This is a genomic window from Sphingomonas sp. IBVSS2, assembly GCF_002127225.1.
Taxonomy (GTDB): Bacteria; Pseudomonadota; Alphaproteobacteria; order Sphingomonadales; family Sphingomonadaceae; genus Sphingomonas.
In genome coordinates, this window is record NZ_NFUR01000002.1 from 673,048 (window position 1) to 692,135 (window position 19,088).

Consider the following 19,088-nt stretch of genomic DNA (forward strand, 5'->3'; position numbering starts at 1 on the left):
ATGGAGCCTGGACCGGGCGTTGTCAAACCGGGTCAGAGGCTTTCGGCGACCAGCAGGCAGGCCAGCATCGCCAGCACCAGCGCGATCAGCGCGATGCCGAGCGCCGGCCAGCCCCAGGCGGCGACGACCATGCCGGCCAGTGGTGGGCCGAGCAGCGCGCCGCCCGCGCCGAACTGGGTGATCAGGCCGTTCGCCGCCGCGATCCGGGGATCGTCGGGCGTGGTGGCGCCGGCCTGGGCGGGCAGGCGGGCGAACATCAGCGGCGGGACGAGGCCGCTGATCAGGGTCGCGCCGACGGCGAGGACACCGCTTTCGACCAGGCCCGCCCCGGCACCCCGATAGAGCCACAGGACCAGCGGCAGCGTGGCGAGCAGGGCCAGCGTCGAGACCAGCATCATCCGGCGCCGGCCGAGCGCGCCGCCCCGCATCATCCACATGGCGGCGGCCGAGCCGGGCAGGGCGGCGAGCGAGGCCAGTGCGGTGATCAGCCCGACCTGCTCGATCGGGGCGCCGCTGCGCTCGACCAGGAAACTCGGCAGCAGCATGAGCAGCGCGCACACGAACAGCGTGTAGAGCCCGAAGGCGAAGGTGGAGATCCAGGCGGCCGGAGCGGGAAGCGTGATCCGCCGGCTGCTCGCGCCGGGAAGCGGGAAGCGGGTGAGCAGTGCCGTGATCGCGGCCAGCGCCACCGCCCAGACCAGCATCACGCCGCGCGGCCCCGCCAGCGTGACCAGCGAGGCAGTGACCGCGCTTCCCAATGCCAGGCCGACGGGCACGAACGTGCTCCACAGGGCGAGCGCGCGGCCGCGGCTCCGGTCGGTGGCGAGCGCGGCGATGGCGGTGGGCGCGACGATGACCATCAGCAGATAGCCCACACCCTCCACCGCGCGGGCGGTGAACAGGATGGCAGGGTTGGGAGCGATCGCCTCGACCAGGCTGGTGCCGGCGAGCGTCGCGCCGCCGAGCAGCAGGAAGGCGCGCATGCCGAAACGGGCAAGGCCCAGGCCGGCGACGAAGCCGAACAGGGCGCCGCCCACTTCGAGGAGCGAGATCAGCAGGGCGATCTGGGGGAGCGACAAATGGAAGCTCTCGCGCAGGATCGGCGCGATGGCGGAGATCTTGGCCAGCTGCGCCGCGGCGAGGATTCCGACCAGCCAGAGTATGATGATTCGGGGCCAGGGCGTGCGCATGCGGCCCTGCTAGGGGCGGTGGCGGCCGATGGCCACGAATAGATTATACAAGGCCCGGGACGCGGACTCCCGGCCCACCTTCCGATCGGGGCGTGGCTCTATGCCGGGTCGCTCGCGATCGTCGTGGTGATGCGGCCGATCCGGCCATCGGCGAGCGGCACCGTCTCCCAGCGCATCGTGCCCGGCAGCACGGCGATCACCACGCTGCCGTTATGGCCGGTGTGGAACTCCAGCCGCTGGAACGGGCGATCATACCAGCCGCGATCGGCGAGCCCTTCTTCCGCGGCGACGATCTCGGGGCTGGCAAAGGCCCAGAGCGAGCGGTTCAGGAAGCTGTCGGCACTGTCCGCCCATGCCATCGCCCGGGCGGGCGAGGCCGCGAGCAGGCGATGGGTGGCGTCGCAGACGAGATGCACCGGGACGCTCGACGTCTCGACCAGGCGCTTCAGCGCCGCGTCCGCGTCGTTGCCGGCATTGGCGGCGATCATCGCCAGGATGCGCTCGCGCATCGCCGCGTCGGGCTCGTGCATGCCGCTTTCCCAGCGCGAAACGCTGGCCTGGGTCACCGCCAGGTGCTCGGCGACATGACCCTGCTTGATCCCGTTCAGGATGCGGAAGCGGCGCAGGGCCCTGCCCACGGGGAGATCGTGCAGCATGGGGCGGAAAATAGCCTCCCCGGGCCTGGGGTCAATGCGAGGCCCGCTTGCGGTAGCCGCCAACGGGAGCGGCCGGGCGGCCGCTCCCTCGGGGATGGTTCACCAGCTCAGGCCGAGCCGCGCATAGACGTAGCGCCCGCCAAAGCCGAAGGGCGAGTAATAGGGGAAGCCGACCACGCCGGTGCTGTTGTTAGCGGCGATGGTATAGTCCGGATACACGTCGAACAGATTGTTCACGCCGAGTGCGAACTGTGCGCCCTTAAGCGCTTGATAACGCAGCTCGAGGTCAGTGATAGTGTGGCGGCCGCTATGGATGTCCGCCGCCGGCGTGGTGCCCGGCTGGTTGACGTCGCCATAATAGCTCGCCCGCGCGGTGATCGCGAGCTTGTCGAGCGACCAGTCGATCGAGCCCGTCACCTTCTGGCCCGGCGTGCCCTGCTCGATCGTCAGGATGCGGCTGCGGGCGAAGAGGACCGGCGCGGGGTTGATCGTGCCGGTCGAGGTGGGGATGCTGCTGCGGTCGACCTTGGTCTGGTTGAGATTGCCCGCGATCGTGAAGTCGAACGTGCCGGCATCGCCGGTGGGCAGGCGGTAATGCGCCACCGCGTCGATGCCGCGAACGCGCGAGCGCAGGCCGTTGATGAAGAAGCGCGCGGCCTGGGCGCCGGTATTGGTGCTGGCGAGCAGCGCCGCGACCTGGGGGCTGAAGCTCGCCTGGATATTCTCCGAAAGGGCGAGCTGGTTGCGCAGGCGGATCTGATAGGCATCGATCGTCAGGTCGAACCCGCCCGAGCGGATAACCGTGCCGACCGAGAGGTTGGTGGAGCGCTCGGGCTCGAGCGGCAGGCCGCCCAGCGCGGCGCCGACGACGCTGACCGAGGGGAAGGTGCCGGTGAGGACCGGCGAGCCGTTCTGGACCACCGAGGCGATCGAAGTGAAATATTGCTGCTGCAGGCTCGGCGCGCGGAAGCCGGTCGAGGCGGTGCCGCGCAGCGCGAACCACGGCGCGATGTCGTAGCGCAGCGAGACCTTGCCGGTCGCCGTGTCGCCGAAATCGGTATAGTGCTCGCCGCGGCCGGCCAGGCCGATCAGCAGCTTGTCGGTGATCTGGGCCTCGATATCGAGATAGCCCGAGACGTTCTTGCGGCTGCGCTCGATGGCGTTGAGCGGAGAGAAGCCGCCAAAGCCCTGCGCGCCCGGCGCCTGGCCCGGCACGGCGCCGGTGGCGGGATAATTCCAGGAGGCCGGCTCGCCCGGCGTGATCTTGAAGCCCTCGCGGCGGCCTTCGACGCCGAAGGCGACGTTCAGCGACTGGAACACGTCGAACTTGCGCGACACGTCGAGCCCAGCCACCCACTGGTCATAGATCAGCGCGCCGTCATAGAAGCTGGTCGGCGACGCGTTGCCATAGGCATAGTTCGCCGAGTTGCGGGTGTAATAGGCGATCTTGTTGCGGCCATATGCGACGTTGAGGTCGACGTCCCAGCCGGCGAGGTCGCCCTTGATACCGAGCGCGCCGTTCGCGTTGGTCGACTTGGTGTTGATGATCGGCAGGAAGCCGTTCGGATAGATGCCGGAGACCGCGGCGGTGGCGGCGGGCAGGCGCGGGAAGGCGGCGCTGCGGCTGTCGCGATCCTGATAGCCGAACCAGCCATAGAGCTTGAAATTGTCGCCGATTCCGGTGCCGGCGTTGATATAGCCGGTATATTGCTCGACCGCGGGATCGCCGAAGCGGCCGGTGACGCGGCTGGGGGTGACGCGCGGATCGAAATCGGCGCGATTGGTCGCCTCGCGGTTGAGATACTCGCCCGAGAGCGTGACATAGCCGTCCTCGCCAAAGCCGATGCCCTGCCAGGCCGAGGCGGTGAAGGCAGGCTCGCCGGTGACCGAGCGGCTGCCGCGCGCGGTGTCGATGTCGGTGGCGTAGAAGCCATAGGTGGCGGTGGCGCCGCCGCCCGAGCGCGCTTCCCTGAGCCGAACATTGATCACGCCGGCGATCGCGTCCGAGCCATATTGCGCCGAGGCGCCGTCGCGCAGCACTTCGATCCGCTCAAGCGCGGTGGCGGGGATGGTGTTGAGGTCGACGGCGGCGGCGCCGCGCCCGACCGAGCCGTTGATGTTGAGCAGCGCCGAGGCGTTGGCGCGCACGCCGTTGATCAGGACCAGCGTCTGGTCGGGCGAGAGGCCGCGCAAGGTGGCGGGGCGGATCGCGTCGGTGCCGTCCACCGCCGAGGGGCGCGGGAAGTCGATCGAGGGGGCGATGGCGGCAAGGGCGGCGCCGAGCTCGGTCGTGCCCTGGTTGCGCAGCGCGGTGCCGCTCAGCACGTCGACCGGCGAGGCGGTGTCGAGCCGCGAGCGGCCCTGGGCGCGGGTGCCGGTGACCACGATCTGCGTGTCTTCGGGCGGCGGTGCCTGATCGGCCTGCGGCCCGGCGGTGTCCTGCGCGAAGGCAGGCGGCACGGCGAACGCCAGGGTGGTGGCGATGGCGAGGAGCGACGAGGAACGGAAACGCATGGAGGGCCCACCTTTTCTTATGGTGAGCAAAATCTCTACCAACTCACTGGGAATTGATACAAAGGAAAGTTTGGCGCGGGGAAAAATGGAGTTGGGTGTTGTTGCGTCAGTGCAACATATCTCGGCTTGGAACGCGCCGCTGCGGAAATGGTTCCGCGGTTGTCGACGCATCCATTCATTCCGGTCCAAAAATTCCCCGTGGCGGCCATTGCCGCGACTCCGATGGCCATGGTTAGGCAGGGGAAACGCCCGGGCAGAGTAAATATGTCGGATAACTTCAATTACATAGCTTTCGGTAACCCCGATTATGTCGAGGGGAAGATCAAGACGATCGGGATGAACCGTGCGCGCATGTTCGAATACACGCCCACCGACATCGAGGAGCGGCTTGGCGATCTGGACGCAAGCGCCGTCGCATTCCTGGAGAAGCTGCCCACTTTCCTCTGCAGCGAGGTGATGCGCAAGGGCAGGGGCGAAGGCGTCTCGATGCTCGTCAAATATGGCCGGATCGACGAGACCGATGCGGGGCGGAGAGAAGTATCCACCCGGTTCGAGACGCTCATCGATTTCGGCGAGATCGACTTTGCCGACCTCGACGAGGCCCGCGACCTGTTCGGCGCCGATGCCTATCAGCTCTTTCGCACGCATTGGGCCGTCAGGGCGGGAGATGCGCAGGCGATCCTGGCCGAGTTGGCGGAGCTCAAGCCGGGCTTGAAGCCGGATCTCGCGAAACTGGTCGCGCAGGAAGTCGAGCCGGGGGCCGCGGCACCGCCGCCGCGTATCCGCGAGACGCTAGGCGTCGCGGGCAGCGTCGAGGCCTTTCTGCAGCTGCTGTACAAGCTGTCCGGCGACGGGCGGGCCGACGGCGAGCCGTCCAGCGGCGAGGAAACCGAAAGCTTCTTTCGCGGGCATGAGGATGCGCGCTTCGAACTGACGCCGTCCCTCTTGCGGAAATCGGCGGATGGCGCATGGCAGTTCATGCCGAACGAGGACCGGCTCTGCAAAGAGTTGCTCATTGCCCATTATGACGAGTTCCAGGCCGATCAATATCGCTTCGACCGCCTGGTCCGCATGCAGCATTACGGGCTGCCGACCCGGCTCCTGGACATTTCGAGCAATCCGCTGGTTGCGCTGTTCTTCGCCTGTCACGGGAGGGACGGGCCGAGCGACGTCGACGGTGAAGTCATTGTGTTCCGAGTGCGATCGGACGACGTGAAATATTACGACTCCGATACGGTGAGCTGCCTGGCCAACATCTCCAATCTGACGTTCGAGCAGAAGAACGACATGGACTTGAACCTCACCATGGAGGCGTTCAACGAAACCGAGGTCGCCGGAAAGCTGTTGCACCACATCAAGTCGGAAAAGGGGTTCTTCGAGCCGCGCATGGTCCCCGACGATCTCAGGTCGATCGTTTGCGTGAAGGCGAAGCGAACCAACACGCGGATCAAGTCGCAGGCGGGCGCCTTTCTGCTCTATGGGCATGACGCGACGCTTTCCGAGGATGGCCAGGAGGGCATGGCGATTTCCCGGATCACGATCACCGACAAGGCGCATATCCTGCGGCAGCTCGACAGCATCAACGTCAATGCGACTACCGTGTATCCGAGCATCGACCAGACGACCGTTCATCTCCGGGAGCGATATCGGGGAGGCCGTTGCGCCTGAGCGGGCGCGGTCCCGCCGCGGGACCGCGTGCCCCAACGGGATGAAGCGACGAACGGTCCGCAAGGCCTAACCCGATATTTACCTCTCGCCCCCATAGCTGAGCGCGATCCTGTGCGGGTTGCTGCCGAGACGTCGGCGGCGCGCCTGCCCGCCGGGAAAGGAGCTCGGCATGCGTTTCATCGGTTTCGGCAGGACAATTCTGGCTCTCGGCGCGGCGGCGGCGCTGCTGGCGGGGTGCGGCGGCGGGGGCGGCCGCCCGGAGCTGCCGCCCGCGGCTGCGGTGACGCAGCGCGAGGTGCCGAGCGACGAATATGTCATCGGCCCGATGGACCAGCTCCAGATCTTCGTGTGGCGCAATCCCGAGCTGTCGGCGAAGGTGCAGGTGCGCCCCGACGGCCGCATCACCGTGCCGCTGATCAGCGACATGCCGGCGGTGGGCAAGACCCCGGCGATGCTGGCGGACGACCTGAAATTCGCGCTGAGCGAGTATATCAAGGATCCGATCGTCTCGGTGATCGTCGAGAATTTCAACGGGACGTACAGCCAGCAGGTCCGCGTCGTCGGCGCGACCGAGAAGCCGGCATCGATCCCCTATCGCGCCAACATGACCCTGCTCGACGCGATGATCGCGGTGGGCGGGCTCAGCGAGTTCGCGGCGGGCAACCGCGCGCGGCTGGTGCGCTACGACCGGCAGACCGGCAAGCAGACCGAATACAAGGTGCGCCTGGGCGACCTGCTGAAGAACGGCGACATCAAGGCGAACGTCAAGCTCGAGCCGGGCGACGTGATCATCATCCCCACGAGCATGTTCTGAGGTAGCGCGGGTGGGGAGCCTCTACGACGAGCTGCGCGGCGCACTGCACGCGATCTGGCAGCGGCGCTGGGTAGCGCTGGCGGTGGCCTGGGGCATCTGCCTGGCCGGCTGGCTGGTGGTGTCGCAGATGCCGAACAACTATGAATCGCGCGCGCGCATCTTCGTGCAGCTGCGCCAGATCATCCCGACCGACGGGACGACGGCGCTCAACCAGCAGAAGGACCTCGACCGCGTCCGCCAGACGCTGACTGCTGCGGTGAACCTGGAGAAGGTGGTGCGCGGCACCGACCTGGCCCGCACCGTGGCGACCGACCGCGATGTGGCGGACCGGGTGGCCGGCCTCCAGAAGGCGATCAAGCTGACCGCCCAGCAGGACAATCTGTTCGAGATCAGCGTCACCGCGCCGAGCGGCAAGCTCGCCCGCCAGATCACCCAGAAGCTGATCGACATCTTCGTCGAGGCGAATCTCTCCGACAATCGGGACCAGTCGAGCCAGTCGCTCGACTTCATGGACCAGCAGCTCGACGCGCGGCAGAAGCAGCTCGCGGACGCCGAGGCGAAGAAGGCGGACTTCCAGAACCGCTATCTCGGCTCGCTGCCCGGTACCGGATCGATCGACGATCGCGTCTCCGCCGCACGCACCCAGCTCGGCCAGATCCAGTCCGATCTGGCGGCGGCGCAATCGAGCCTCAACGTCGTCAACGCCCAGATGGCGAGCACGCCGGCCAATGTCGCCGGCGCCGGCGGCGGCGCGGTGACCGGCCCGGCGCGGGCGCGGCTCGCGGCGATCCAGGGCCAGCTCGCCGATGCGCGGGCCAAGGGCTATACCGACAGCCATCCCGACGTGATCGCGCTGAAGAACCAGCTCGCTGCCGCACAGAGCGCGGCGGCGCGCGAACCGGTGGTGAGCGGCGCTTCGGCCGGCGCTTCCAATCCGGTCTATATCGGCCTGCAATCGATGCGGGCGGACAAGCAGGCGACCGTCGCCGCGCTGATCCAGCGCAAGGCGCAGATCGAAGGCGACCTGAACCTGCTCCAGGCCAAGATGGCCGAAGCGCCGGGCGTGGCCGCCGAGCAGGGCGAGATCGAGCGCCAATATCAGGTGCTCAAGGGCCAGTATGACACGCTGCTCGCCCAGCGCGAGCAGATGAAGATCGCGAGCCAGGCGCAGAATGTCGCCGATGCCGACAAGTTCAACGTGGTCGATCCGCCCACCCAGCCGCGCGCGCCGAGCTCGCCCAACCGGCCGCTGCTGCTCACCGGCGTGCTGATCGCCGGCCTGGGCGCCGGCCTGGCCGCGGCCTTTGCGCTGGGCAAGCTGACGACGACCTTCCCGACCGCCGCCAAGCTGGAAAGGGCCAGCGGCATGCCGGTGATCGGCTCGATCGGCGAAGTGGTGACCGCCGCACAGACCGCGATGCGGCGCCGGAAGCTGGTGCTGTTCGCCGGCGGACTGGCTGCCCTGTGCTGCGCCTATGTGGGGCTGATCGGCGTCGAATTCCTCCAACGCGGCATGGGAGCCTGAGATGAACGACCAGACTCCCCGCCGGCTCAAGGGGTCGCTGCTCGAACGGGCGGCGCCTTCGTTCCATTATGCGCCTCCGCCGGTCGAGCCGCCCGAGGAAGCGCCAACGCCGCCGCCGGTGCGCAAGCGCGCGGCGGCGCCGGTGGCGCAACCCGCGATGGTGGTGCCGCCGCTGGTGCCGCAGGCCTCGCCGCCGCCCGAAGTGCAGCTCGAGCCGGCGCCCGTGCCGCCGCAGCCCGAGCCGGCGCCGGTGCAGCAGGCGCCCGAACCCATCGCCATGCCGGCTCCCCAGCCGGAGCCGGAGCCCGCTCCCGAACCGGAACCGGTGCAGCCGGCGCTCGCGCGCGGCATCCCCGCCGAGCCCGAGCCGCAGATCGCCACCGCGCGCCCGGCCGGCCGCCGCGCGGCGGCGCTCGACCGCGAGGTGCTCGAACAGGGCGGAATGCTGATGCCCGGCGCGGCGATCACGCCGCTGGCCGAGGAGTTCCGCATGGTGAAGCGCCAGCTGCTGCTCACTGCCCGCGCCGTCGCCGCCAAGGATACGGCCAAAGCGGCCGACCGCGCCCGCATGATCCTCGTCTGCTCGGCCCAGCCGGGCGAGGGCAAGACCTTCTGCGCGATCAACCTCGCGCTCTCGATGGCGACCGAGAAGGACGTCGAGGTGCTGCTGGTCGATGCTGACTTCCCCAAGCCCGACGTGCTGCCGCGCCTCGGCCTGCCGGGCGGCCCGGGCCTGCTCGACGTGCTGGCGGGATCGGTGGCGAGCGTCGAGGACTGCATCATCGACACCGACGTGCCGCAGCTTTCGGTGCTGCCGGCCGGCGCGCGTTCGATCAGCGACACCGAGCTGCTGGCGAGCGACCGTGCCCGCGCACTGCTCGACGGGCTGGCCGAGGCCAATCCGCGCCGCATCGTGATCTTCGATTCGCCGCCTGCGCTGGCCGCGTCTCCCGCATCGGTCCTGGCGCTGCACGTGGGGCAGGTGATGCTCGTCGTGCGCGCCGACAAGACCAGCGAGGGCGACCTGCGCGCCGCAGTGAACACGCTCGACGCCTGCGAGCATATCCAGCTCGTGCTCAATTCCGTGTCGTTCCAGCCGGGCGGGCGGCGGTTCGGCAGCTATTACGAATATGGGGAGGAAGGCCGGTGAAGCGGCTCATCGTCACGGGCGCGGCGCTTGCCGCCGTCATGGCCGCCGCGCCGGCCAGCGCCCAGCGCGCGCGCATCACGCCCTATATCGATGCGAGCCAGGTGGTCGCGGCCGATCTCAACGGTGGCGACGTGCTGACCTATTCGACGATCGGCGCGGGGATCGACGCCTCGGTCCAGTCGCGCCGTGTCGAGGTGCAGGTGAGCTATCGCTACGAGCACCGGTTCGACTATCAGAACAGGCTGAACAACGATCACACCCATAGCGGCCTGGCGACCGTGAAGGCGAAGGTGGCGCCGGGCTTCTCGATCGAGGCGGGCGGCATCGCGACGCGCACCCGATCGGACATCCGCGGCGACGTGCAGACCAGCAATGTCGGCAATTTCAGCAATTCCGCCCAGGTCTTCTCGGGCTATATCGGGCCGAACGTGGCGACGCATCTGGGGCCGATGTTCGTCAACGGCGCCTATCGCTTCGGCTACACCAAGGTCGAGGCGCCCGGGCAGACCGGCGTGGCGCCGGGCCAGCCGCGGCTCGACAACTACAACGATTCCAAGGTGCATGTCGCAACTGCCAGCGTCGGCGTGAAATCGGGCACGGTGCTGCCCGTCGGCATCACCGCCAGCGGGTCCTACACGCGCGAGGATGCCGGCCAGCTCGACCAGCGCTTCGAGGGCAAATATGGCCGCGGCGACGTGGTGTTGCCGGTGGCGCAGGGCCTCGCGGTGGCCGGCGGCGTCGGCTATGAGCAGATCAAGATCACCCAGCGCGATCCGCTGCGCGATACCGCCGGAAACCCGGTGGTCGACGGGGCGGGGCGCTTCAAGACCGATCCCAATTCGCCGCGCCGCATCGCCTATGACCTGGACGGCATGTTCTGGGATGCGGGCGTGATCTGGCGGCCGAGCCGGCGCACCTTCCTGGAAGCGCGCGTCGGCCGCCGCTACGGCTCGATGAGCTATACCGGCTCGCTCAGCTATCAGGCGAGCCCGGGCAGCGGCATCCAGATCGGCGTCTACGACACGGTGCAGACCTTCGGCCAGCAGCTGAACGGCCAGCTCGCCACGCTGCCGACCGCGCTGGCCAGCACCACCGATCCGTTCGGCAACCAGTTCTCGGGCTGCATCTATGGCACCACGGGCGCGGCGGCGGGCGGCTGCATGAACGGGGTCTTCGCCTCGGCGGCGACCTCGGCCTATCGCGCGCGGGGCGTGACCGCGGTGGCGGTGGCCGGCCGCGGCGGCACCCGCTTCGGCATCGGCGGCGGCTGGGCGCGGCGCGACTTCATCGCGCCGGCGGGCGGCACTGCCTTCACCACCAACGGCACCAGCGACACCAGCATTTACGCCCAGCTCTTCGCCTCCACCGATGTGGGGCCCAACGGCGCCCTTCAGGGCAGCATCCTCGGCAGCTATTACAACAGCGACATTCCGGGGAATGACGGGATTTACGGTTGGGGAGCGAATACGGCCTATACCCATCGCTTCGGGCGGCTGGGCGCGACCCTTTCCGCGGGCGTGTTCGGGTTCGAGCGGGAGGGCCAGAGCTCGGCCAGCGCCCAGGCGCTGCTGGGATTGCGTTACGGTTTCTAAGCGTCGGGACGAAGCACATGTACGACGACCATTACGGATTGAGCGGCCGGCCCTTCCAGCTGACCCCGGATCCGAAATTCTGGTTCGACACGGCCACCCACCGCAAGGCCATGGCCTATCTCGGCTACGGCCTGAGCCAGGGTGAAGGCTTTGTGGTGATCACCGGCGACCCCGGCGTGGGCAAGACCACGCTGATGGGCCATCTGCTGGGCGAGATCGATCGCGAGCGGCTGAACGTGATCAAGATCGTCTCGACCCAGCTGCGCCCGGAGGACTTGCTGCGGCTGGTCTGCCAGGGCCTGGGGATCGACAGCACCGGCCTGAACAAGGCCGAGATGCTGGGCGAGATCGAGCGCGGGCTGCACGCCGTGGCCCGCACCGGACGGCGCACGCTCGTGGTGGTCGACGAGGCCCAGTCGCTGCCGATCGAGAGCCTGGAGGAGCTGCGCATGCTCTCCAACTTCCAGGCCGGCGGCTATCCGCTGCTGCAGATCTTCCTGCTCGGCCAGCCCGAATTCCGTCTCAAGCTGAGCGATCCCCGTCTCGAGCAGCTGCGCCAGCGCGTGATCGCCATGCACCATCTCGATCCGATGCAGGCAGACGAAGTCGAGCCCTATCTGATCCACCGCCTCTCCTGCGTCGGCTGGCGGGGCAAGCCGCGCTTCACCAACGATGCGGTGGCGGCGATCCATCGCTGGTCGGGCGGCAGCCCGCGCCGGATCAACCAGCTTGCCAGCCGCGTGCTGCTGTTCGGCGCGGTCGAGGAGATGGAGACGTTCGGTGCGCACGAACTGGCCGCGGTGATCGCGGACCTGAACGACGACACGCCGGTCTCGGGCTATCGGCCCGCACCGGTGGCGACGCCGGCACCTTCGCCGGCGCCCGCGCCCATGCCCGCGCCGCAGCCGGAACCCTATGAACTGACCGATGTCGCGCCGATGCCGATGGGCGCCCCGGTGCCGCCGCCGCGCCCCGCCGATCCGGTGCCGCTGCGCCCCGAGATGGCCGCGCCGGCGAACGATCCGGCGCTGCAGCGCCGCATCACCGAGCTGGAGAGCCAGGTGCGCGACCAGGACGAGGCGCTGCGCCGCGTGCTGGGGCTGCTGGTCGACTGGGTGGAGCAGGGCGAGGGGCAGGGCCGCCGCCCCGACCTTTCGGCCATCCGCGGGAACGCGGCCTGATCCGCATGATGGTCAACGCCCTCTCGGTCGATGTCGAGGACTGGTTCCAGGTCGGCGCCTTCGAGAACACGATCCGGCGCGACGCGTGGGATTCGCTCGAGCACCGGGTCGAGGCGAACACCGACAAGGTGCTCGCGCTGTTCGAGGCCGGCGGCGTGAAGGCGACCTTCTTCACGCTCGGCTGGGTAGCGGAGCGCTATCCCGCGCTGATCCGCCGCATCGCCGATGCCGGGCACGAAGTCGCCAGCCATGGCTGGGACCATCAGCGCGTCTTCACCATGGGGCCCGAGCAGTTTCGCGCCGACCTCGCCGCCGCGCGGGCGGCGCTGGAGGATGCGAGCGGGACCCGGGTGACCGGCTATCGCGCGCCGAGCTTCTCGATCGACCGCCGCACGCCCTGGGCGCACGAAGTGCTGGCCGAGTCGGGCTATGCCTATTCCTCGAGCGTCGCGCCGGTGAAGCACGATCATTATGGCTGGCACGATGCGCCGCGCGGGGCCTTCTGGCCGGTGCCCGGCGCTGAACTGATCGAGATACCGATCACGCTGGCGCGCTTTCTCGGCCGCGAAGTGACCACCGGCGGCGGCTTCTTCCGTCTGCTGCCGGGCGAAGTGACCTACCGCGCGGTACGCGCGGCGAACGACGCGGCGCGCCCCGCCATCTTCTATTTCCATCCTTGGGAGATCGACCCGGGGCAGCCGCGCGTGCAGGACGCGCCGTTCAAGTCGAAGCTGCGCCACTACAGCCGGCTGGGCGCGATGGCCGGCAAGCTAGAGACGTTGATCGCCGGGCATGCCTGGGGCCGGATGGATGCGATCGCGGCGCGCGAGGCGGCGCGCCTGAAGACGGAGAAGGCGCGGTGAACGCCCCCCTGCGCAACCAGCCTCTGGCGCTGCGCGTCGCGGATCTGGGCGACGCGATCGAGCGCGCGCGGATCGGGGCGTTCGTGCACGATCACCCGGAGGGCACACCCTTCCATCTGCCCGCCTGGAGCGTCGCGGTAGCGCGGGGCTGCGGGCAGCGGAGCCATTATCTGGTCGCCGAGAATGCCAGGGGCGACCTGGCCGGCGTGATGCCGCTGACGGAGGTTCGCTCGCCGCTGTTCGGCAATGTGCTGGCATCGGCCGGGTTCGGCGTGGGCGGCGGCATATTGACGCACGACGCGCGCGTCGTTTCGCAGCTGGCCGAGGCGGCCTGGGCGCTCGCCGGCCAGAGGAAATGCCCGGTGGTGGAAGTGCGGGGCGGCCCGTTGCCCGGGCCGGAATGGCGGGTGGACGATACCCGCTATCTCGGCTTCGTGCATGCACTGGCGGAAGACGACGCTGCGCAGCTCGCCGCCATCCCGCGCAAGCAGCGCGCCGAAGTGCGCAAGGCACTGGAAAACGACCTCGATATCGCGACCGGCTGTAACCCCGCCGACATCGCGGCCCATTATGCCGTCTATGCCGAGTCGGTCCGCAATCTCGGCACGCCCGTATTTCCCCGGACTCTGTTTTCCGAGGTTTTACGCGAATTTGGCAATTCGGCGGACGTGCTTATAGTCCGCCGCGGCGGGGTGGCAGTGTCGAGTGTCTTGAGCCTTTATTGGAACGGCACCGTGTATCCCTATTGGGGAGGCGGCACGCGGGAAGCGCGCGCGCTGCGCGCCAATGACCGCATGTATTTCGAGCTGATGCGCCATGCCCGCACCCGCGGCTGCCGGCGCTTCGATTTCGGCCGCTCCAAGACCGGCACCGGCGCCGCTTCGTTCAAGAAGAACTGGGGCTTCGACCCGCAGCCGCTGACCTATTACGAGCGGGTGGCGGAAGGCGCCAAGGCGCGCGATGCGAGCCCGGTGAACCCGAAATATTCGCTCCAGGTGCGCGTCTGGAGCAAGCTGCCCCTGTGGATCGCCAATCGCGCGGGTCCCCTGATCGCGAAGGGCCTCGGCTGATGGGCGACATCCTCTTCCTCGCGCACCGCGTTCCCTATCCGCCCGACCGGGGGGACAAGATCCGCGGCTTCAACATCCTGAAATATCTCTCGACGAAGAAGCGCGTCCACTTGATCGCCTTCGCCGACGATCCCGCCGACCTGAAGCAGAAGGGCGGGCTGACCAAATATACCGGCAACCGCTCGATCGTGTGGCGGGCCAAGTCGCAGTTGGTGGCCGGGTTCCAGGCGCTGGTCCAGCACCGGCCGGTGTCGCTCACCGCGTTCGACAACGACGCGCTGCGCCAGGCGGTGGAGAACATCCTCGAGCGCCACCGGATCGACACGATCTACGTCTTCTCGAGCCAGATGGCGCAATATCTCCCGCCGCGGCCGCGCCAGCGCGTGATCATGGACTTTGTCGACATGGATTCGGCCAAGTTCGCCGCCTATGCCAAGAGCAGCAAGGGCCCGATGGGCTGGATGCTCGGCCGCGAGGCGCGGCTGCTGCTTGCGCACGAAAAGGCGATCGCGGCACGGGCCGATGCGAATCTGTTCGTGAGCGAGGCGGAGGCGGAACTGTTCCGCCAGCGCACCGGCGCGGATCGGGTGCACGTGATCGAGAACGGCATCGACACCGACTATTTCGACCCCTCGGCGCATTTCAAGCGCGTCGACGTGATGGGGTCGACGATCGTCTTCACCGGCCAGATGGACTATCGCCCGAATATCGAGGGGGTGACCTGGTTCGTCGAGACGATCCTGCCGCATATCCGCCTGGCCCATCCCGACGCGCGTTTCATCATCGTCGGCCGCAACCCGACCGACGCGGTGAAGGCGCTGGGCAAGCATCCGGGCGTGGCGGTGATCGGCGAGGTGCCCGATGTGCGCGGCTGGCTGGCCCAGGCCGCGGTGGTGGTCGCGCCGCTCAAGCTGGCGCGGGGCATCCAGAACAAGGTGCTCGAGGGCATGGCGATGGCGCGGCCGGTGGTGGCGAGCGAAGCCGCCGCGACGGGCATCGACCATGGCGGCACGATCCTGGTGGGCGCGACGGTGGGCGAGATGGCGGAGCACGTCACCCGGCTGCTCTCCAACCGCCGCAAGGCAGCCGAGCTGGGCGAGGCGGCGCGGCAGCGCGTGATCGACCGCTACAGCTGGGAAGCGCGGCTGAGCCCGCTCGACGAAGTGCTCGGCCAGCCGCTGCGCCCTGCCAAGGAAGAGCGCGTCTCCCGTATCACCGACGTGCCGAAGAAGCCGCGGCGGGCCGCGTGATCGTTCCGCATTCCGCCGTCTCCGCGCAGGCGGGGATCCACGAAAGGGGCTGACGACATGGCCGAAGCAGCGACGATGCCAGGCTCCGCCGCGCCTGCGACCGTTATCTTCGATGCGCGGTGGAAGCAGCATGCCGCGATCCTGGCGGGCGTGTGGCTGGCGCTGCTGGCGATCTTCCACCGCGACACCGCGGACCTGGCGACGATCTACTGGACCAACACCACCTTCGGGCACTGCCTGTTCATCGCGCCGGTGATCGCCTGGCTGGTATGGCAGCGGCGGGCCGAACTCGCCAGGGTGGCGCCTCAGGGCTGGTGGCCCGGCCTGGCGATCGTCGCGGCGGGCGGGCTCGGCTGGATGGTGGGCGATGCCGCGGGTGTGGCGCTGTTCCGCCATGCCGGGCTGGTGCTGATGCTCCAGGGCACGGTGGTGACCGTGCTGGGCCCGAACGTCGCCCGGGCGCTGCTCTTCCCGCTCTGCTACATGGCGTTCCTGATGCCCTTCGGCGATTTCCTCGAGGGGCCGCTGCAGGACATCACCATCGCGATGGTGATGCCGATGCTGCATCTGTTCGGCGTGCCCGCCAGCGTGGATGGCGTGCTGATCACTACCTCCAACGGCTATTTCGAAGTGGCCGAGGCCTGTTCGGGGGCCAAGTTCGTGATCGCGATGACTGCGTTCGGCGTGCTGGTGGCCAATGTCTGCTATGTCTCGTGGCGTCGGCGCGCGGCCTTTCTGGTCGCGGCGATCGTGGTGCCGATCCTTGCCAACGGCCTGCGCGCCTTCGGAACCATCTATGCGGCCTGGTTGACCTCGGTGGAGGCGGCGACGGGGTTCGACCATATCGTCTATGGCTGGGTGTTCTTCGCGCTGGTGATGGCCGCGGTGCTGGCGATCGGCTGGAAATGGTTCGATCGCGACCCCGATGCACGCTGGTTCGACCCCGCGGGGCTGCAGGCGGTGCCGGCACGCCGGGTGGATGCGCCGGTCGCGGGGCTGCTGGTGCTGCTGGTGGCGAGCCTGTTCCTTGGCTGGTCCAGCCTGAACGACGCGCGCGCGGCGCCCGTGCCGGCACGCGTGGCGCTGCCCGAGGTGCCCGGCTGGCATCGCGTGCCCTCCAGCATCCGCGCGGCCTGGTCGCCCAACTTCCCGGGCGCGGACCATTTCCTGATCGGCCGCTATGCCGATGCGACGGGTCGCAGCGTCGATCTGGCGGTAGCGGTCTATGCGACCCAGCACGAGGGGCGCGAGCTGGTCGGCTTCGGCATCGGCGCGATCCGCGAGAATGATCGCTGGGTGAAGATCGAGGACCTGGGCCCGATCCGCCGCGGCGCCGCGCTGCGCATGACCGGCCCCGGCCGCATCGAGCGCGAAGTGGTCACCTGGTACCGGATCGGCGGCGTGCTGACCGGCAGCGACAAGCGCGTGAAGCTGGAGACGCTCAAGACCAAGCTGCTCGGCGGCAGCCAGGCCGGTGTGGCGGTGCTGCTCTCGGCCGAGCAGGGGAGCGACAATGGCGCCCATGCTGCGATCCAGGACTTTCTGGGCGCGCTTGGTCCCGTCGAGACCCTCGCCGACCGCATGGCGGGCAGGCGCTGACTTCCCTCCTTCCGTCATCTCCGCGAAGGAGGAGGGCAGGGATGACGAAGTAAGGGAGGCGGGCTAAGCCGGCACATATGAGGAATCTTCGCTGAATGTGCGGTATCGCCGGCCTTTACTATCCCGCCCTCGCCAAGCCGGTGGACCCCGCGCGTATCGTGCAGATGACCGATGCGCTGGTCCATCGCGGACCGGACGGCTCGGGGGTGTGGACCAGCGCAGGCGTGGGGCTGGGGCATCGGCGCCTCGCGATCATCGACCTCGAAGGCGGCATCCAGCCGATGGCCACGCCCGACCAGGGCCTGGTCGTCACCTACAATGGCGAGATCTATAATTTCCGGGAAGTGCGCGCCGAGCTGGAGGCCAAGGGCGCCCGCTTCGCCACCGACAGCGACACCGAGGTGCTGCTGCATGGCTGGCGGGCCTGGGGCCCCAGGATGCTCGACCGGCTGAACGGCATGTTCGCCTTCGCCCTCTACGACGCCGGTGCGCAAAGCCTGTTCCTAGCGCGCGATCGGTTCGGCGTGAAACCGCTTCATTATGCCGAGCTGTCGGACGGGGCGCTGGCCTTCGCCTCCGAGCTGAAGGGGCTGCTCGCGCATCCGCTGTTCCGGCGGACGCCGGACTTCAAGGCGGTCGAGGACTATCTGGGGCTCGGCTATGTGCCCGACGATTCCTCGATCCTGGCGGGGGTGCGCAAGCTGCCGGCGGGGCATTTCCTGCTGCTGGAGCGCGGCAAGCCGGTGCCGAAGCCGCAGCGCTGGTGGGACATCGACTTCTCGAAGCGCGCGACCGGCAAGCTGCGCGACCTCGAGGCCGAACTGGTCGACCTGATGCGGAGCGCGGTGCGTGCGCGCATGATCGCCGATGTGCCGCTCGGTGCGTTCCTCTCGGGCGGCGTCGACAGTTCGGCGGTGGTGGCGCTGATGGCCGAGGCGAGCAAGGCGGCGGTGAAGACCTGTACCATCGGCTTCGACGAGGCCGATCATGACGAGACCGGCTATGCGCAGATGGTCGCCGAGCGCTTCGCCACCGCGCATCGGACGCGCAAGGTGGCGGCGGACGATTTCGCGCTGATCGATACGCTGGTGGGCGCGTTCGACGAGCCCTTTGCCGATGCCTCGGCGCTGCCGACCTACCGGGTGTGCGAGCTGGCGCGCGAGAGCGTGACGGTGGCGCTGTCGGGCGACGGCGCGGACGAGGCGCTGGCCGGCTATCGCCGCTACCGGTTCTTCGCCGCCGAGGAGCGTGCGCGCGCGCTGCTGCCGCAGGGCCTGCGCGAGCGCGTGTTCGGCACGCTCGGCCGGCTCTATCCCAAGGCGGACTGGGCGCCGCGCCCGTTCCGCGCGAAGACGACGTTCCTGGCGCTGGCCGAGGGGGGCGAGTTCGCCTATCCCAAGGCCGTGGGCGTCACTGGCCCGGCGCTGCGCAACGCGCTCTATTCGGATGCCATGAAGAAAGCGCTGGCCGGGCACAGCGCCGAGCGGCGCTATACCGATACGATGCGCCAGGCGCCGGCGCGCGATGCGCTCGACCGGGCGCAATATGCCGATATCCAGCACTGGCTGCCGGGCGATATCCTCACCAAGGTCGACCGCACCAGCATGGCGGTGAGCCTGGAGGCGCGCGAGCCGCTGCTCGACTATCGGCTCGTCCAGTTCATGGCGACGCTGCCGCCGTCGCTGCGGATCCGGGCGGGGCAGGGCAAGTGGCTGATGAAGAAGGCGCTGGAGCCCTATCTGCCCAAGGACGTGCTCTACCGGCCGAAAATGGGCTTCGTGACGCCGATCAGCGCCTGGTTCCGCAAGGCATTGGCCGATGAGGCGGCAGCGCTGGGGCGCTCGAAGCTGCTCGCCAGCACCGGCTGGTTCGACCTGCACGCGATCGAGAAGCTCGCCGCCGAGCACAAGGCGGGGCGGGCGGAACACGGCCGGACGCTCTGGCAGCTGCTGATGCTGGAGCGCAGCCTGAATCGGATGTTCGGGTAACCCTCAAAAATCCTCCCCCGGGGAAGGG

General features: G+C 68.7%; 14 protein-coding genes. 11 read left to right on the top strand and 3 right to left on the bottom strand.

The window, feature by feature from the left end:
* Nucleotides 1-32: 32 nt before the first annotated feature.
* The 3 genes from CAP40_RS09205 to CAP40_RS09215 form a co-directional block, all read right to left on the bottom strand.
* Nucleotides 33-1,190, bottom strand: a complete 1,158-nt coding sequence (locus CAP40_RS09205) for a CynX/NimT family MFS transporter (RefSeq protein ID WP_086129059.1) — start codon at nt 1,188-1,190, stop codon at nt 33-35.
* 98 nt (nt 1,191-1,288) lie between these two features.
* Nucleotides 1,289-1,846, bottom strand: a complete 558-nt coding sequence (locus tag CAP40_RS09210) for a helix-turn-helix transcriptional regulator (protein WP_086129060.1) — start codon at nt 1,844-1,846, stop codon at nt 1,289-1,291.
* Between the two features lie 99 nt (nt 1,847-1,945).
* Nucleotides 1,946-4,360, bottom strand: coding sequence for a TonB-dependent siderophore receptor (locus CAP40_RS09215; protein WP_086129061.1), 2,415 nt, complete (start codon nt 4,358-4,360; stop codon nt 1,946-1,948).
* Between the two features lie 264 nt (nt 4,361-4,624).
* Here CAP40_RS09215 and CAP40_RS09220 point away from each other — a divergent pair, with 264 nt between their 5' ends.
* The 11 genes from CAP40_RS09220 to CAP40_RS09275 all read left to right on the top strand — a co-directional run bounded on the left by CAP40_RS09220 (nt 4,625) and on the right by CAP40_RS09275 (nt 19,060).
* Nucleotides 4,625-6,028: an FRG domain-containing protein gene (locus CAP40_RS09220; RefSeq protein ID WP_218822126.1), complete on the top strand. Its 1,404-nt coding sequence runs from the start codon at nt 4,625-4,627 to the stop codon at nt 6,026-6,028.
* A 169-nt stretch (nt 6,029-6,197) separates the two neighbouring features.
* Nucleotides 6,198-6,842: an XrtA/PEP-CTERM system exopolysaccharide export protein gene (locus tag CAP40_RS09225; RefSeq protein WP_086129062.1), complete on the top strand. Its 645-nt coding sequence runs from the start codon at nt 6,198-6,200 to the stop codon at nt 6,840-6,842.
* Nucleotides 6,843-6,852: 10 nt separating this feature from the next.
* Nucleotides 6,853-8,367 (top strand): XrtA system polysaccharide chain length determinant, encoded by a 1,515-nt coding sequence (locus CAP40_RS09230; RefSeq protein WP_086129063.1) that lies wholly within the window; start codon nt 6,853-6,855, stop codon nt 8,365-8,367.
* A 1-nt stretch (nt 8,368) separates the two neighbouring features.
* Entirely contained in the window at nt 8,369-9,517 is a 1,149-nt protein-coding gene (locus CAP40_RS09240) for an AAA family ATPase (RefSeq protein ID WP_256924100.1), read from the top strand.
* Nucleotides 9,514-11,109: a hypothetical protein gene (locus CAP40_RS09245; RefSeq protein WP_256924101.1), complete on the top strand. Its 1,596-nt coding sequence runs from the start codon at nt 9,514-9,516 to the stop codon at nt 11,107-11,109. Before CAP40_RS09240 ends, CAP40_RS09245 begins: the two co-directional genes overlap by 4 nt.
* A gap of 17 nt (nt 11,110-11,126) precedes the next feature.
* The gene (locus CAP40_RS09250; protein ID WP_086129064.1) at nt 11,127-12,290 is read left to right on the top strand and encodes an ExeA family protein; all 1,164 of its coding nucleotides are present in this window, start codon (nt 11,127-11,129) and stop codon (nt 12,288-12,290) included.
* Nucleotides 12,291-12,298: 8 nt separating this feature from the next.
* Nucleotides 12,299-13,153 (top strand): XrtA system polysaccharide deacetylase, encoded by an 855-nt coding sequence (locus CAP40_RS09255; RefSeq protein ID WP_086129401.1) that lies wholly within the window; start codon nt 12,299-12,301, stop codon nt 13,151-13,153.
* On the top strand, nt 13,150-14,223 hold the full coding sequence (locus tag CAP40_RS09260; RefSeq protein WP_086129065.1) for a FemAB family XrtA/PEP-CTERM system-associated protein: 1,074 nt from the start codon (nt 13,150-13,152) through the stop codon (nt 14,221-14,223). The genes CAP40_RS09255 and CAP40_RS09260 overlap by 4 nt, the downstream gene beginning before the upstream one ends.
* Nucleotides 14,223-15,473, top strand: a complete 1,251-nt coding sequence (locus tag CAP40_RS09265) for a TIGR03087 family PEP-CTERM/XrtA system glycosyltransferase (RefSeq protein WP_086129066.1) — start codon at nt 14,223-14,225, stop codon at nt 15,471-15,473. Before CAP40_RS09260 ends, CAP40_RS09265 begins: the two co-directional genes overlap by 1 nt.
* A 75-nt stretch (nt 15,474-15,548) precedes the next feature.
* On the top strand, nt 15,549-17,072 hold the full coding sequence (gene xrtA / locus CAP40_RS09270) for an exosortase A (RefSeq protein WP_179188068.1): 1,524 nt from the start codon (nt 15,549-15,551) through the stop codon (nt 17,070-17,072).
* Between the two features lie 95 nt (nt 17,073-17,167).
* Nucleotides 17,168-19,060: an XrtA/PEP-CTERM system amidotransferase gene (locus tag CAP40_RS09275; protein ID WP_086129068.1), complete on the top strand. Its 1,893-nt coding sequence runs from the start codon at nt 17,168-17,170 to the stop codon at nt 19,058-19,060.
* Nucleotides 19,061-19,088: the final 28 nt, after the last annotated feature.